Annotated in this window: 13 protein-coding genes; 12 read left to right on the forward strand and 1 reads right to left on the reverse strand. The window is 66.1% G+C overall.

Annotation, left to right across the window (positions count from 1 at the left end; genetic code table 11):
- Window positions 1-75 precede the first annotated feature (75 nt).
- From rpsT to rlmN, 7 genes are all read left to right on the forward strand, one after another.
- Window positions 76-384, forward strand: coding sequence for a 30S ribosomal protein S20 (gene rpsT, locus KBY71_RS09005; protein WP_254928587.1), 309 nt, complete (start codon window positions 76-78; stop codon window positions 382-384).
- 17 nt (window positions 385-401) lie between these two features.
- The gene (locus tag KBY71_RS09010; RefSeq protein WP_254928588.1) at window positions 402-1,202 is read left to right on the forward strand and encodes a TatD family hydrolase; all 801 of its coding nucleotides are present in this window, start codon (window positions 402-404) and stop codon (window positions 1,200-1,202) included.
- A gap of 212 nt (window positions 1,203-1,414) precedes the next feature.
- Entirely contained in the window at window positions 1,415-4,705 is a 3,291-nt protein-coding gene (gene rpoB / locus KBY71_RS09015) for a DNA-directed RNA polymerase subunit beta (protein ID WP_254928589.1), read from the forward strand.
- A gap of 64 nt (window positions 4,706-4,769) precedes the next feature.
- Window positions 4,770-6,674 carry a DNA-directed RNA polymerase subunit gamma gene (locus KBY71_RS09020; RefSeq protein ID WP_190389969.1) on the forward strand — a complete coding sequence of 635 codons (1,905 nt, stop codon included), beginning with the start codon at window positions 4,770-4,772 and terminating at the stop codon, window positions 6,672-6,674.
- A 70-nt stretch (window positions 6,675-6,744) separates the two neighbouring features.
- Window positions 6,745-10,848: a DNA-directed RNA polymerase subunit beta' gene (locus KBY71_RS09025; protein WP_254928590.1), complete on the forward strand. Its 4,104-nt coding sequence runs from the start codon at window positions 6,745-6,747 to the stop codon at window positions 10,846-10,848.
- Between the two features lie 5 nt (window positions 10,849-10,853).
- Window positions 10,854-11,027 carry a chlorophyll a/b-binding protein gene (locus KBY71_RS09030; RefSeq protein WP_190389967.1) on the forward strand — a complete coding sequence of 58 codons (174 nt, stop codon included), beginning with the start codon at window positions 10,854-10,856 and terminating at the stop codon, window positions 11,025-11,027.
- Between the two features lie 38 nt (window positions 11,028-11,065).
- On the forward strand, window positions 11,066-12,115 hold the full coding sequence (rlmN, locus tag KBY71_RS09035) for a 23S rRNA (adenine(2503)-C(2))-methyltransferase RlmN (protein WP_254928596.1): 1,050 nt from the start codon (window positions 11,066-11,068) through the stop codon (window positions 12,113-12,115).
- A gap of 31 nt (window positions 12,116-12,146) precedes the next feature.
- Here rlmN and KBY71_RS09040 read toward each other — a convergent pair whose 3' ends face one another.
- Window positions 12,147-13,415, reverse strand: coding sequence for an AmpG family muropeptide MFS transporter (locus tag KBY71_RS09040; protein ID WP_254928591.1), 1,269 nt, complete (start codon window positions 13,413-13,415; stop codon window positions 12,147-12,149).
- A 36-nt stretch (window positions 13,416-13,451) separates the two neighbouring features.
- Between KBY71_RS09040 and KBY71_RS09045 the strand changes: the two genes are divergently transcribed.
- The 5 genes from KBY71_RS09045 to KBY71_RS09065 all read left to right on the forward strand — a co-directional run bounded on the left by KBY71_RS09045 (window position 13,452) and on the right by KBY71_RS09065 (window position 15,606).
- Window positions 13,452-13,610, forward strand: a complete 159-nt coding sequence (locus tag KBY71_RS09045; protein WP_254928598.1) for a hypothetical protein — start codon at window positions 13,452-13,454, stop codon at window positions 13,608-13,610.
- 9 nt (window positions 13,611-13,619) lie between these two features.
- Entirely contained in the window at window positions 13,620-14,456 is an 837-nt protein-coding gene (locus KBY71_RS09050; protein WP_396095190.1) for a HEAT repeat domain-containing protein, read from the forward strand.
- Between the two features lie 81 nt (window positions 14,457-14,537).
- The gene (locus KBY71_RS09055; RefSeq protein WP_254928592.1) at window positions 14,538-14,780 is read left to right on the forward strand and encodes a DUF2997 domain-containing protein; all 243 of its coding nucleotides are present in this window, start codon (window positions 14,538-14,540) and stop codon (window positions 14,778-14,780) included.
- 20 nt (window positions 14,781-14,800) lie between these two features.
- On the forward strand, window positions 14,801-15,190 hold the full coding sequence (locus tag KBY71_RS09060; protein WP_254928593.1) for a DUF1257 domain-containing protein: 390 nt from the start codon (window positions 14,801-14,803) through the stop codon (window positions 15,188-15,190).
- A gap of 20 nt (window positions 15,191-15,210) precedes the next feature.
- Window positions 15,211-15,606, forward strand: coding sequence for a ferredoxin (locus tag KBY71_RS09065; RefSeq protein ID WP_254928594.1), 396 nt, complete (start codon window positions 15,211-15,213; stop codon window positions 15,604-15,606).
- Window positions 15,607-15,705: the final 99 nt, after the last annotated feature.

The raw sequence follows: 15,705 nt of genomic DNA on the forward strand, positions 1-15,705 counted from the left end.
CTCAGGGCACCGCCACGACAGGGCGGAGGGCCTGAAGGTAGGATTCTCGACTGCCGAACCAGCGTCCGTCCGCCTGTGGCCAATAACAAGTCTTCGAAGAAGCGCATTGATGTCGCTGAGCGCAACCGCCTCCGCAACCGCACCTACAAGTCGGCGCTGCGCACCCTGATGAAGCGCTGCTTCACGGCTTGCACGGCCTACGGTCAGAAGCCGGATGAGGGCTCCAAAACGGCCGTTCAGGACACCATGAACGCCGCCTTCAGCAAAATCGACAAGGCCGTCAAGGTGGGTGTGCTGCACCGCAACACCGGTGCCAATCAGAAATCCCGCCTGAGCGCCGCGGTCAAGCAGGTGATTGAACCCGCCGCTGCGGCCAAGGCCTGAATCCCCCTCCCAGCCCCATGGCCGTGACCCCGGCGCTGGTGGACAGCCACTGCCACATCGTCTTCCGCAATTTCGACGACGACCTGGATGCGGTGTCCCAGCGCTGGCGGGAGGCGGGGGTTCAAGCCTTGGTGCATGCCTGCGTGGAGCCGGCCGAGATTCCGGCAATCCGGGCCCTGGCCGACCGCTTCCCCGAGCTGCGCTATTCCGTCGGGGTTCATCCCCTCGACACCCAGCACTGGCGGGATGACACCGCCGCGGTGCTGCGCCAGGCAGCCCAGGACGACGCCCGGGTCGTGGCCATCGGCGAGCTCGGTCTCGACCTGTTCCGCGAGACCAACCTCGAGCAGCAAGTGGCCATGCTCGAACCCCAGCTCGATCTGGCGGTCGAACTCGATCTGCCGGTGATCGTGCACTGCCGGGATGCGGCCGATCCCATGCTGGCCCTGCTGCGTCAGCGGGCCGAGCGGGGCGCCTGTCCAGCGGGTGTGATGCACTGCTGGGGCGGCACACCCGAGGAAATGGCCGCCTTTCTGGAGCTGGGGTTCTACATCAGCTTCAGTGGCACCGTCACCTTCCCCAAGGCCGAGGCCACCCATGCCTGTGCCCGGCAGGTGCCCGCAGATCGCTATTTGGTGGAAACCGACTGCCCCTTCCTGGCGCCCGTGCCCAGGCGGGGCAAGCGCAACGAACCGGCCTTCGTGGCCTCGGTGGCGGCCCGGGTGGCCGAGCTGCGTGGGGAAACGCTCACCCAAGTGGCCCTTACCAGCACTTCCAATGCGGCCCGTCTGTTCTCCCTGCCACTTCACAATGTATGATGTTTCATTGGCCTGGAAGCGGAAGCGCTCCTTGTTGTCGACGCCTGCAGTCTTGAAGCAACCCCGTTAAGCGAGCCCCCATGGGCGGCCGTTCCCCATCCGGGGGGCGGCTGTTCGTGTGGGCGGCTGCGGGTCGCTCAATCAGCGGCGGCGCCCAACCAGGGATGCCCCACCAGCCAGTTCACTTCCACCCGTTCCTGCAGGTTCACCGCATGAGCAGCGCGATCCAGGTCGCTAAGACCGTTACTTACCTGCCCGATTTGGTGGAGGTGCAGCGCGCCAGCTTCAAATGGTTCCTGGAGAAGGGCCTGATCGAGGAGCTCGAGAGCTTCTCCCCGATCACCGACTACACCGGCAAGCTCGAACTGCACTTCATCGGTAGCGAGTACCGGCTGAAGCGTCCCCGGCACGATGTGGAAGAGGCGAAGCGTCGCGATGCGACCTTCGCGTCCCAGATGTATGTCACCTGCCGCCTGGTCAACAAGGAGACCGGCGAGATCAAGGAGCAGGAGGTCTTCATCGGCGAACTGCCCCTGATGACCGAGCGCGGCACCTTCATCATCAACGGTGCCGAGCGCGTCATCGTCAACCAGATCGTGCGCTCGCCCGGGGTCTATTTCAAGGACGAGCAGGACAAGAACGGCCGTAAAACCTTCAACGCCAGCCTCATCCCCAACCGGGGCGCCTGGCTGAAGTTTGAAACCGACAAGAACGACCTGCTGCACGTGCGGGTCGACAAAACCCGCAAGATCAACGCCCACGTGTTGATGCGGGCCATCGGCCTGTCGGACAACGACGTGCTCGACAAGCTGCGGCACCCCGAGTACTACCAGAAGTCGATCGAGGCGGCCAACGACGAGGGCATCTCCTCGGAAGACCAGGCCCTGCTGGAGCTCTACAAGAAGCTGCGTCCGGGTGAGCCCCCCTCGGTGAGTGGCGGTCAGACCCTGCTGCACAGCCGTTTCTTCGATCCCAAGCGCTACGACCTGGGCCGGGTGGGTCGCTACAAGATCAACAAGAAGCTGCGCCTCACGATCCCCGATGCGGTGCGCACCCTCACCCCCGAGGACGTGCTCAGCACGATCGATTACCTGATCAACCTCGAGCTCGATGTGGGCGGGGCTTGCCTCGATGACATCGACCACCTGGGCAACCGCCGCGTGCGCTCCGTGGGCGAACTGCTGCAGAACCAGGTGCGCGTGGGCCTGAACCGTCTCGAACGGATCATCAAGGAGCGGATGACGGTCGGGGAGACCGAGAGCCTCACTCCCGCCCAGCTGGTGAACCCCAAGCCCCTGGTGGCGGCGATCAAGGAATTCTTTGGCTCCAGCCAGCTGAGCCAGTTCATGGACCAGACCAATCCCCTGGCCGAGCTCACCCACAAGCGCCGCATCAGCGCCCTGGGCCCAGGGGGTCTCACCCGAGAGCGCGCCGGCTTTGCCGTGCGTGACATCCACCCCTCCCACTACGGCCGCATCTGCCCGATCGAAACCCCGGAGGGGCCGAACGCCGGTCTGATCGGTTCGCTCGCCACCCACGCCCGGGTCAACGAGTACGGCTTCATTGAAACCCCGTTCTGGAAGGTGGAAAACGGCATCGTCCACAAGAGTGGCGATCCCATCTACCTCTCCGCCGACCTGGAGGACGAGTGCCGCGTGGCCCCGGGCGACGTCCCCACCGACGCCGAGGGCCGGATCACCGCTGAGTTGGTGCCGGTGCGCTACCGCCAGGACTTTGAGAAGGTGCCGCCTGAGCAGGTGGATTACGTCCAGCTTTCACCGGTTCAGGTGATTTCGGTCGCCACCTCCCTGATCCCCTTCCTCGAGCACGACGACGCCAACCGGGCCCTGATGGGCTCCAACATGCAGCGCCAGGCCGTTCCCCTGCTGCGCCCTGAGCGTCCGCTGGTGGGCACGGGCCTGGAAACCCAGGTCGCCCGCGACTCCGGCATGGTGCCGATCACCCGGGTCAATGGCACGGTCACCTTTGTGGATGCCACCGCCATCGTGATCCGCGATGAGCAGGGCACCGACCATGTGCACCACCTGCAGAAGTACCAGCGCTCCAACCAGGACACCTGCCTCAACCAGCGTCCGATCGTCCGCCAGGGCGATCCGGTGATCGCCGGTCAGGTGTTGGCCGATGGTTCGGCCTGTGAGGGTGGCGAGATCGCCCTCGGCCAGAACGTGCTGATCGCCTACATGCCCTGGGAGGGCTACAACTACGAGGACGCCATCCTGCTGAGCGATCGGCTGGTGCACGACGATCTCTACACCTCGGTGCACATCGAGAAGTACGAGATCGAAGCCCGCCAGACCAAGCTTGGTCCTGAGGAGATCACGCGGGAAATCCCCAACGTGGCCGAGGAGAGCCTGGGTCACCTCGATGAGATGGGCATCATCCGCATTGGTGCCTATGTCGAGAGCGGCGACATCCTGGTGGGCAAGGTGACGCCCAAAGGCGAATCCGACCAGCCGCCCGAGGAGAAGCTGCTGCGCGCGATCTTCGGTGAGAAGGCCCGCGACGTGCGCGACAACTCCCTCCGGGTGCCCAGCACCGAGCGGGGCCGCGTCGTCGACGTGCGCATCTACACCCGCGAGCAGGGCGATGAGCTGCCGCCGGGCGCGAACATGGTGGTGCGGGTGTATGTGGCCCAGCGCCGCAAGATTCAGGTGGGCGACAAGATGGCCGGCCGCCACGGCAACAAGGGCATCATCAGCCGGATCCTGCCCCAGCAGGACATGCCCTACCTGCCCGATGGCACCCCCATCGACATCGTGCTCAACCCCCTGGGTGTGCCGAGCCGCATGAATGTGGGCCAGGTGTTTGAGTGCCTGATGGGTTGGGCCTCGTCCCACCTGGGTTGTCGGGTCAAAGTGGTGCCCTTCGATGAGATGCACGGCGCCGAGAAGAGCAAGCAGACGGTGCAGGCCTACCTCGAGGAAGCGGCGAACCTGCCTGGTAAGGACTGGGTCTACGACCCGGAGAATCCCGGCAAGATCCAGCTGATCGACGGCCGCAGCGGCGAGCCCTTTGACCAGCCCGTCACCGTGGGCTACGCCCACATCCTCAAGCTGGTCCACCTGGTGGACGACAAGATCCACGCCCGCTCCACCGGCCCCTACTCCCTGGTGACCCAGCAGCCCTTGGGCGGCAAGGCCCAGCAGGGCGGCCAGCGTCTGGGTGAGATGGAGGTTTGGGCCCTCGAGGCCTATGGCGCCGCCTACACCCTGCAGGAACTGCTCACCGTCAAGTCCGACGACATGCAGGGCCGCAACGAGGCGCTCAACGCCATCGTCAAGGGCAAACCGATCCCCCGTCCGGGCACTCCCGAGTCGTTCAAGGTGCTGATGCGCGAGCTCCAGTCGCTGGGCCTCGACATCGCCGTCTACACGGACGCCGGTGAGGAAGTGGATCTGATGCAGGACGTCAACCCTCGCCGCAGCACCCCCAGCCGGCCCACCTACGAATCCCTCGGCGTCGCGGATTACGACGACGACTGATTGCTTGTTTGCAGCACCCCGCTGACTAGCCCTTCCTTCTGGATCTCCGCGCGCCCCAATCCCGATGTCTAACAGCAATCTCCGCACCGAAAACCACTTCGACTACGTCAAGATCACGCTGGCTTCGCCCGAGCGGATCATGCAGTGGGGGCAGCGCACGCTGCCCAACGGACAGGTGGTGGGTGAGGTGACCAAGCCCGAAACCATCAACTACCGCACCCTCAAGCCCGAGATGGACGGGCTGTTCTGCGAGAAGATCTTCGGCCCGTCGAAAGACTGGGAATGCCACTGCGGCAAGTACAAGCGGGTGCGCCACCGCGGCATTGTCTGCGAGCGCTGCGGCGTGGAGGTCACCGAGAGCCGGGTGCGCCGTCACCGCATGGGCTTCATCAAGCTGGCGGCCCCCGTTTCCCACGTCTGGTATCTGAAGGGGATCCCCAGCTACGTGGCAATCCTGCTCGACATGCCCCTGCGCGACGTCGAGCAGATCGTCTACTTCAACTGCTACGTGGTGCTCGATGCGGGCGACCACAAGGACCTCACCTACAAGCAGCTGCTCACCGAAGATGAGTGGCTGGAGATCGAAGACCAGATCTACGCCGAAGATTCCGACATCGAGAACGAGCCCGTGGTGGGCATCGGTGCCGAGGCCCTGAAGCAGCTTCTCGAAGATCTCGAGCTCAACGAGACCGCTGAACAGCTGCGGGAGGAGATTGCCGCCAGCAAGGGGCAGAAGCGGGCCAAGCTGATCAAGCGCCTGCGGGTGATCGACAACTTCATCGCCACCGGCGCCCGTCCCGAGTGGATGGTGCTGGATGTGATCCCAGTGATTCCCCCCGATCTGCGCCCGATGGTGCAGCTCGATGGCGGCCGCTTCGCCACGTCCGACCTCAACGACCTCTACCGCCGGGTGATCAACCGGAACAACCGGTTGGCGCGCCTGCAGGAGATCCTGGCGCCCGAAATCATCGTCCGCAACGAGAAGCGGATGCTGCAGGAGGCCGTCGACGCCCTGATCGACAACGGCCGCCGCGGCCGCACCGTGGTGGGTGCCAACAACCGGGCGCTCAAGTCGCTCAGCGACATCATCGAGGGCAAGCAGGGTCGCTTCCGTCAGAACCTGCTCGGCAAGCGGGTCGACTACTCCGGTCGTTCCGTGATCGTGGTGGGTCCGAAGCTGAAGATGCACCAGTGCGGTCTGCCCAAGGAGATGGCGATCGAGCTGTTCCAGCCGTTTGTGATCCACCGCCTGATCCGTCAGAACATCGTCAACAACATCAAGGCCGCCAAGAAGCTGATCCAGCGTGCCGACGATGAGGTGATGCAGGTGCTGCAGGAGGTGATCGAAGGGCATCCGATCCTGCTGAACCGGGCGCCGACGCTGCACCGCCTTGGCATTCAGGCCTTCGAGCCGAAGCTGGTGGATGGCCGCGCCATCCAGCTGCACCCCCTGGTGTGCCCCGCCTTCAACGCCGACTTCGACGGTGACCAGATGGCCGTGCACGTGCCCCTGGCGATCGAGGCCCAGACCGAAGCCCGCATGTTGATGCTGGCCAGCAACAACATCCTGTCGCCGGCCACCGGTGAGCCGATCATCACCCCGTCCCAGGACATGGTGCTTGGCGCTTACTACCTCACCGCGGAGGAGCCCGGTGCGGTGAAGCCCGAATTCGGCGACCGTGCCAAGACGTTTGCCAACCTCGACGACGTGATCGACGCCTTCGAGGAAAAGCACTTGGTCCTGCACGACTGGGTGTGGGTCCGCTTCAACGGGGAGGTGGAGAGCGATGACGAGGACAAGCAGCCCCAGAAGGAAGAAACCCTCAGCGATGGCACCCGCATTGAGCAGTGGCTCTACCGCCGCGACCGCTTCGATGAGGATGGCGCCTTGATCAGCCGTTACCTGCTCACCACCGTGGGCCGGGTGGTGATCAACCACACCATCATCGACGCCGTGGCTGCGACCTGACGGCCGTTCCGGATCCAGGGTCCGGGTTTCCGTTTTTCTCTCCTCATTCGTCTTTTTCTCGCGCGCAGCCATGACCGCCACCCCCGCCAAAAAAACCAGCAAGAAGAGCGCCAAGAAGGCTGCCGAGGCTGCCGTCGTTGAAACCGCCGCTCCGGTCAGCCATGCTCTGAGCAAGCAGGCCCCGCCGTTCCGCAACCGCGTGATCGACAAGAAGGCCCTGCGCAACCTGGTGGCCTGGGCCTACAAGCACCACGGCACCGCCGCCACGGCCTCGATGGCCGACGAGCTCAAAGACCTGGGCTTCCACTACGCCACCCAGGCCGCCGTCTCGATCTCCGTCGACGATTTGCGGATTCCGGGTGACAAGGCCGCCCTGTTGGCGGAAGCTGAGGAGCAGATCACCCAGACCGAAGAGCGCTATCGCCTAGGCGAGATCACCGAGGTGGAGCGCCACACCAAGGTGATCGACACCTGGACCGAAACCAACGAGCGTCTCGTGGCGGCCGTGCGCCGCAACTTCAACGAGAACGATCCACTCAACTCGGTGTGGATGATGGCCAACTCCGGCGCCCGGGGGAACATGTCTCAGGTGCGCCAGCTGGTGGGCATGCGCGGCTTGATGGCCAACCCGCAAGGGGAAATCATCGACCTGCCGATTCGCACCAACTTCCGTGAGGGTCTCACCGTCACGGAATACGTGATCTCGTCCTACGGCGCCCGCAAGGGTCTGGTGGACACCGCCCTGCGCACCGCTGACTCCGGCTATCTCACCCGCCGTCTGGTGGACGTGGCCCAGGACGTGATTGTGCGCGAGGACGATTGCGGCACCACCCGCAGCATCCCGATCGATGCGGATGAGAAGGGCAAGTTCGGCAGCAAGTTGATCGGTCGTCTGGCTGCCGAGCCCGTGGTGGCCGAAGACGGCGAAACCCTGGTGGACCGCGACGGCGAAATCGATGAGCCCCTGTCGCGCCGGATTGAAGCAGGTGGCGTCAAAACCGTGAAGGTGCGCTCACCGCTCACCTGCGAGGCCTCCCGCTCGGTGTGCCGCAAGTGCTACGGCTGGGCCCTCGCCCACAACCAGCTCGTTGACCTCGGCGAAGCGGTGGGCATCGTTGCGGCCCAGTCCATCGGTGAGCCCGGCACCCAGCTCACCATGCGGACGTTCCACACCGGTGGTGTGTCCACGGCCGAGACCGGCGTGGTGCGTTCCCTGGTGGATGGCACGGTCGAATTCGGCGCCAAGGCCCGGGTGCGGTCCTTCCGGACTCCCCACGGCGTGGAGGCCCAGCTGGCTGAAACAGACTTCTCCCTGACGGTCAAACCCAGCGGCAAGGGCAAGCTTCAGAAACTGGACATCGTCAACGGCTCGATCCTGTTCGTGGCCGATGGCGACACGGTGCCCGGAGACACGATCCTGGCCCAGATCGCCGCGGGCGTGACCGTCAAGAAGAGCGTTGAGAAGGCCACCAAGGATGTGATCTGCGACCTGGCTGGCCAGGTGCGCTACGAGGATGCAATCCAGCCCAAGGAGGTCACCGACCGTCAGGGCAACATCACGCTCAAGGCCCAACGTCTGGGCCGGATGTGGGTGTTCAGCGGCGATGTGTACAACCTGCCCCCCAATGCCCTGCCCGTGGTGGAGGGCAACAAGGCCGTCACCACCGGTGAGGTGTTGGCCGAAAGCCGTCTGGTGAGTGAGTACGGCGGAGCCGTGCGGCTTCGCGAAAGTGCCGGTGACTCCCGCGAAGTGCAGATCGTCACCGCCAGCCTCACCCTCAAGGACTGCAAGCTGGTGGGCGAATCCACCCACTCCGGTGAGATCTGGCACCTGGAGGGCAAGGACAACATCCGCTACCGCCTCAACACGGCCCCCGGCAGCAAGATCGCCAACGGCGAAGTGATCGCTGAGCTGGCCGACGACCGCTTCCGCACCAAAACCGGAGGTACCGTCAAGTTCGCTCCCGGCCTGTCCATCAAGAAGGCCCGCAGCGCCAAGAACGGCTACGAGGTGAGCAAGGGCGGCACCTTGCTGTGGATCCCCCAGGAAACCCACGAGATCAACAAGGACATCTCCCTGTTGATGATCGAGGACGGCCAGTGGATCGAGGCCGGTACCGAGGTGGTGAAGGACATCTTCAGCCAGACCGCCGGCATCGTCACGGTGACCCAGAAGAACGACATTCTGCGGGAAATCATCGTGCGCTCGGGAACGCTGCACCTGGTGTCTGACAGCAAGACCCTCGCCAAGTTCGCCGACGGCAAGATGGTGACCCCGGGCGAGGAGATCGCCAAGGGCCTCAAGGCTGAGGCGATGGTGTTCGTGGAAGCCGTGGAGACCCCTGAGGGTGGCGCCCTGTTGCTGCGCCCGGTGGAGGAGTACGCCATTCCCGATGCGGCCCACCTGCCCGAACTGGGGACGGTGAAGCAGAGCGGTGGCCCTTCCCTGGGCCTCAAGGCCACCCAGCGCCTGGCCTTCAAGGACAGTGAACTGATCAAGAGCGTCGATGGTGTGGAGTTGCTGCGCACCCAGCTGATCCTGGAAACCTTTGACACCACCCCCCAGATGACGGTGGATGTGGAGGCCGTCTCCGACAAGCGGGCCAAGACGATCGAGCGCCTGCAGCTCACGATCCTGGAGACCCTGCTGGTGCGTCGGGACACCCTCTCGGACGCCAGCCATGGATCCACCCACACCGATCTTCAGGTGGAAGATGGGGCCGCGGTGAAGCGTGGCGACGTGGTGGCCACCACCCAGATCCTCTGCAAGGAAGATGGCGTCGTCCAGCTCCCCGATCTGGTGGATGGCGAACCGATCCGCCGGTTGATCGTGGAGCGGGATGGCGACACGCGCACCATTGATCTGGGTTCTGCCAAGCCCGAGGTTGGCGTCGACCAGCGCATCGTCGATGGCGACCAGCTGGCCCAAGGGGTCGTGGCGCCCTGTTGTGGTCAGGTGGAGGCGATCAAGGGCAACACGCTCACCATTCGCCTCGGCCGCCCCTACATGGTGTCGCCCGACTCGGTGTTGCACGTGCGCGACGGCGAGCTGGTGCAACGCGGAGATGGCCTGGCCCTGCTGGTGTTCGAACGCCAGAAGACCGGTGACATCGTGCAGGGTCTGCCCCGGATTGAGGAACTCCTGGAAGCCCGCCGTCCGCGGGAATCCACGATTCTCTGCCGCAAGAGCGGCACCGTGCAGATCAAGCAGGGCGATGACGACGACTCGATCACTGTTTCGGTGATCGAGCACGACGATGCCATCACCGAGTACCCGATCTTGCTCGGCCGCAACGTGATGGTGAGCGATGGCCAGCAGGTCAGCGCCGGTGAGTCGCTCACCGATGGCCCGATCAATCCCCACGAGTTGCTGGAGTGCTTCTTCGAAGATCTGCGCAGCCGTAAACCCACCATGGAGGCAGCCCAGGAGGCCATCTCCAAGCTGCAGTTCCGGATGGTCACCGAGGTGCAGAACGTCTACAAGAGCCAGGGTGTGTCGATCAGCGACAAGCACATCGAGGTGATCGTGCGCCAGATGACCAGCAAGGTGCGCATCGAGGACGCCGGGGACACCACCCTGCTGCCCGGTGAGCTGATCGAGCTGCGTCAGGTGGAGCAGGTGAACAGCGCCATGGCGATCACCGGTGGGGCCCCCGCCGAGTTCACCCCCGTGCTGCTGGGCATCACCAAGGCCTCGCTGAACACCGACAGCTTCATCTCGGCGGCCTCCTTCCAGGAGACCACCCGGGTGCTGACCGAGGCGGCCATCGAGGGCAAGAGCGACTGGCTGCGCGGCCTCAAGGAGAACGTGATCATCGGTCGCCTGATCCCAGCCGGTACCGGTTTCAGTGGCTTCGAAGAGGAGCTGCGGGCGGAGGCCGGCCCCCATCCGGACATCCTTGAGGAAGACGGCATGGGCTATCGCCGCATGCAGAACCTGCGCCCTGACTACACCGTGGAGATGCCGGCTCCGGCCGCATCGATGGCGGTGCTCGACGATCCCTCCGATGCCGATCTGGAGGCCACCCGCAGCCGCCATGGCATCGAGGCCAGTGCCAGTGGGCTGGCGGCGTTCACCCGCCCCACCCTTGAGGAGGGCCTGGAGGAGGAGTTGATCGCCGATCCTGCGGCCCTGGAGGGCCTGCAGGAGGAAGGGCTGCTCACCGATGAGTGATCACCATGGCTAACCCCACCCGCACCAGTCTCAATACGCCGGTTCCCCAGCGCCGGCTGCCCCGCTACGGCTTTCACACCCACACGGAACTGTTCAATGGCCGCCTGGCCATGCTCGGGTTCATCGCCCTCGTGGCTGTGGAGTGGAAGCTGGGGCACGGCCTGTTGATCTGGCCTTGAGGGCCGGGCCTGCTGTGCCCGACACCCCCCTGCTGGGGATGGGCGTGCCTGCGTTGGAGCAGTGGGCTGTGGCCCAGGGCCAGGCCGCCTTCCGCGGCCGCCAGCTCCACGACTGGCTCTACGCCAAGGGGGCCCGCAGCCTCGATGCGGTGTCGGTGCTGCCGAAGGCCTTCCGCGACCAACTCCTGGCCCAGCCCCCACAGGGTGCCGGCGATTGGATTGGGCGTTCACGGGAGCTGCACCGCAGTGTGGCCCGCGATGGCACCACCAAGCTGCTGCTGGGCACCCACGATGGCCTCAGCATCGAAACCGTGGGCATACCGGCCGAAGGTCGGCTCACGGTCTGCGTGAGCAGTCAGGTGGGCTGTCCAATGGCCTGTCGGTTCTGCGCCACCGGCAAGGGCGGCCTGCAGCGCTCCCTGGCGGTGCACGAGATCGTCGACCAGGTGCTGAGCGTGCGGGAGGTGATGGACCAGCGCCCCAGCCACGTGGTGTTCATGGGGATGGGCGAACCTCTGCTCAACATCGAGGCGGTGCTCGCGGCCATCGATTGCCTCTGCAGCGATCTGGGGATGGCCCAGCGCCAGATCACGGTGAGCACCGTCGGGGTGCCCAAAACCCTGCCCACCCTGGCGGAGCGGTCTCTGGAGCGGCTGGGGCGGGCCCAGTTCACCCTGGCCGTGAGCCTGCACGCGCCGGATCAGCGGTTGCGCGAAGAGCTGATCCCCACCGCCCATGCCTACCCGTTGGAGGCGTTGCTCGACGATTGCCGCCGCTACGTGGCCCTCACCGGCCGCCGCGTCAGCTTTGAGTACATCCTGCTGGGGGGCCTCAACGATCAGCCGCGCCACGCCCTTGCGCTGGCCCAGCTGCTGCGCGGTTTCCAGAGTCATGTGAACCTGATCGCCTACAACCCCATTGCCGAAGAGGAGTTCCAACGGCCCGCTCCGGGCGCCGTGGAGGCCTTTCGCCGGGCCCTGCAGGAGCGCCATGTGGCGGTGAGTGTGCGTGCCAGTCGGGGCCTGGATGCGGATGCGGCCTGTGGCCAGCTGCGGCGGCGGCTGGAGGGAAGTCTGGAGCCGGCCTGAGCTCCCCAATCCCCATCGCTGGGATCCGGGTTTAGGTGGGGTCCTTGGCCGGATCGAAGGCTCCCTTGGCGCCGTCGCCGTTCCAGGGCGTCAGCCAGGCCATCAGCAGGAAGGCCGGGAGGGAGGAGGCCGCAGTGAGCAGGAAGAAGCTGCTCCAGCCCACCCCTTCAGCCACGAAGCCCGCCTGGCCGGCGAGCACCGAGCGGCTCAGGGCATAAACCCCCGAGAGCAGGGCGTATTGGGTGGCGGAGAAGCGGGGATTGCAGAGGCTCATCAACAGGGCCACGAAGGCGGCGCCCACGAGCCCCCCGCCGAGGTTTTCCAGTCCCACCGCCAGCAGCAGGGCCGGGGGGCCGCCATCGAAGCTGGCCAGGGCCCAATAGGAGAGGTTGCCAGCGGCCCCCACCAGGGCAAAGACCCACAGGGAGCGGTTCATCCCCAGCCGGGCGAACAGGAGTCCTCCCAGGATCGTGCCGACGATGGTGGCGCCGATGCCCCAGCCGGCCAACACCGAACCCACCACCTCCGGCGAAAACCCCTTTTGGATCAGAAAGGGCACGGCCATCACATTGAGCAGGCCGTCGGGCCAGCGGTAGAGCAGCACCAGGGCCAGCAGCATCACGGCCCGGCCCCGGCCAGTGCGGTGCAGGAATTCCCGGGCCGGCCCGGCTACCGCCTGACGCAGGCTGGTGACCTGGTGCTGGATCGGTGGCAGTTTCGGAGCCGTGAGGGTGAAGGGCACCACCAACAGCATCAGCACCGCCGAGCCGGCGAAGGCCAGGGGCCAACCGAAGCGGCCGGCCAGGATGAACCCCCCTGCTCCGATGGCGAGCATGGCCCCCCGGTACCCCAGGGTGGTGGCGGCGGCCCCGGCGCCCCGCTCCTGTTCGGGCAGCAGGTCGGTGCGATAGGCATCCACCACGATGTCCTGGGTGGCGCTGACGAACGCCAGCAGCAGGGCCATGGCCCCAATCGCTGTCAGGCTGGCTGGGTCCTGGCTGGGCCGCAGGAAGGTCATCGCCCCGATGACCGCCACCAGCAGCAGCTGGAGCACCAGCAGCCAGCCGCGCCGCCGGTCGGGCCAGGGGATGGGCCAGCGGTCCAGGGCCGGCGCCCAGATCATTTTTAAGGTGTAGGGCAGCTCGGCGTAGGCGAGCAGGCCGATCAGGCCGAGGGGCACCCCGGAGGCGGTGAGCCAGCCCTGCAGCAGCTTGGTGCCCACCATGTACGGCGTGCCGCTGGCCACGCCTTCCGCGGCCACCGCGGTGAGGCGCCGCCAGGTGCCGGGGGTTGGGGCCATCACATGGGGGCAGGTCGGCGAACACTAGGGGCGATGATGGGGCCAGGCGCCCGCTCCCCCCCCAAGGCTGTGCAATTCTTTCGCTCCACCCTGTTGCCGGCCGCCATCGTTGTGCTGTTTGGGCTCGCTCTGTTTGCGGTGAGTGCCCGCATCTGGCTGCCCGGCGACATGGCTGCCCCTGCCCCGATCGGCTGAGACAGCGTTGTGAGCCTTTCTCCGCAGCCCGAACAGCCGCCCAGCGGGCCTTTCGGCGACAGTCCCCACGAGCTCTACCTCGATCCCGAGGTGCTGGCCCAGGAGCTCGCCCAGGAGCTGCTCGGCGATCCGCTCGATGACCTGGATACCCAGGATCCCAGCGCCTCGGATGTGGCGGCGGAATGTGACCTGGGCCTGCAGCTGTTGCGGGTGGCGGCGGATGACGGCAGCCATGACCAGCGCATGCAGGGGCTGAGGATCTTCTGTGAGCACCGCGATCCGCGAGCCCTGCCGCTGCTGCTGCCCCTGCTGGAGGCCAGCTGCCCGATCCTGCGGATGAGCGCCGTGTACGCCCTGGGCCGCAACCCCAGCCCCCTGGCGGTGGAGCCGCTGCTGGCCCTGCTCGGCTCCGATGACAACGGCTATGTGCGCAAGGCGGTGGCCTGGAGCCTGGGCAACTATCCCGATGCCCCGGTGCTCAACCCCCTGATCCGCTCCCTGCAAGTGGACATTGCCGCCGTGCGCCTCTGGGCTGCCAGTTCCCTGGCCGACGCGGGGTGTACGGGCCCCGCCAAGGCCGATCCGGCGGCGGCCCAGCTGCTGCTCAGCCTGCGCATCGACAGCGAGCCAGCGGTGCGCAGCAACAGCGCCTGGGCCCTCGGCCGGCTCTACGGCGATCTGGTGGAACCCCGTCAGCAGGTCGTGGTTGAGGCCCTGCTGCACGCCATGGTCCACGACGCGGAATCGGGCGTGCGGGATGAGGCCCGCTTGGCCCTGGAGCAGCTGGAGCAACCCGAGGTGCTGGAGCGGCTGCAAACCCTCGTGGATGAAGGGCTGCTCAGCTGAGGTGCGGCGGCCTCCCGGCGGCCCCGGGCGCCCAGCCTCTGGAAATCACGGTTAACATCGCCACACCTGTCCAGGCCAGGGATGGAACAACAGACCATCCGATTTCGGATCCGGCCCGATGGTCGGGTGGAAGAGCTCGTGGAAGGGGTGCGGGGGCTGGGTTGTGAGCAGCTCACCGAACGGATTGAGGCCAAGCTCGGCGCTGTCCAGCAGCGTCAAAGCACGGCTGAGGCGTTCCAGCCCCAGGACCAAGGCCAGGTCCAGACCCTTGGCCAGGTCCAGACCCTTGGGCAGCCCCTGGCCAACCCCGTGCCGCTCCCGTAACCGTCGAGCACCCCGAACCGATGTCCCACTTCAGCACCATCAAGACCGAGCTCCGTGACCGCCAGGCCCTGCTTGAGGCCCTGAGCGACCTCGGCCATGCCCCCCGGGAGGGTTCCCTGCAGGTGCGCGGCTATCGGGGCCAGACCCTGGAAGCCCAGCTCGCCGTGGCCCAGGCCAACGGTGCCGATATCGGCTTCCGCCTCAATCCCGCCACCGGCAGCTACGAGCTCGTCACCGACCTCGATCTTTGGAGCCAGCCGGTGCCGGTGGAGCGTTTTGTGGCCCAACTCAATCAGCGCTACGCGCTGCGCAGCATCCTGGCCGCCACCACGGAAGAGGGCTTCCAGGTGTGTGAGCAAACCCAGCAGCACGACGGCAGCATCGAACTGGTGGTGACCCGCTGGGCCTAGCTCCCCTGACGTCCTCCGCCATGGCCGATCCCTCCCTGGCTTTCACCGCCGTCGCCGCGGCCCCAGAGTCCGCCCGCACCGGTCTGGAGCCCTTGCTGGGGGGATCTCTGCGGCAGAAAGCGGTGTGGGTGGATGAGGCCGTCTGCATTGGCTGCCGCTACTGCGCCCATGTGGCCGTCAACACGTTTGTGGTGGAGCCCCACTGGGGCCGCTCCCGCGCGATCCGGCAGGACGGAGATTCCACGGCCCTGATCCAGGAGGCGATCGACACCTGTCCGGTGGATTGCATTCACTGGGTGCCCTATGAGCAGTTGCCTGAGCTGGAGCAACAGCTGGCCGGCCAGGAGATCCTGCCGCTGGGGGTGCCCACCCCGGCTCGGCTCAAGCGCACCCTGCCGCGCCGGGACGCGCTCTGATGGCTTCGGCCCAACTGCCCACCCGGCGGTTTGGTCGGACCGAGCTGGCCATGCCGGTGTTGTCGCTGGGTTGCATGCGCTTTCAGCAAAGCTGGACCG

The sequence above is a fragment of the Cyanobium sp. T1B-Tous genome, from assembly GCF_024345475.1.
GTDB lineage: Bacteria > Cyanobacteriota > Cyanobacteriia > PCC-6307 > Cyanobiaceae > Cyanobium_A.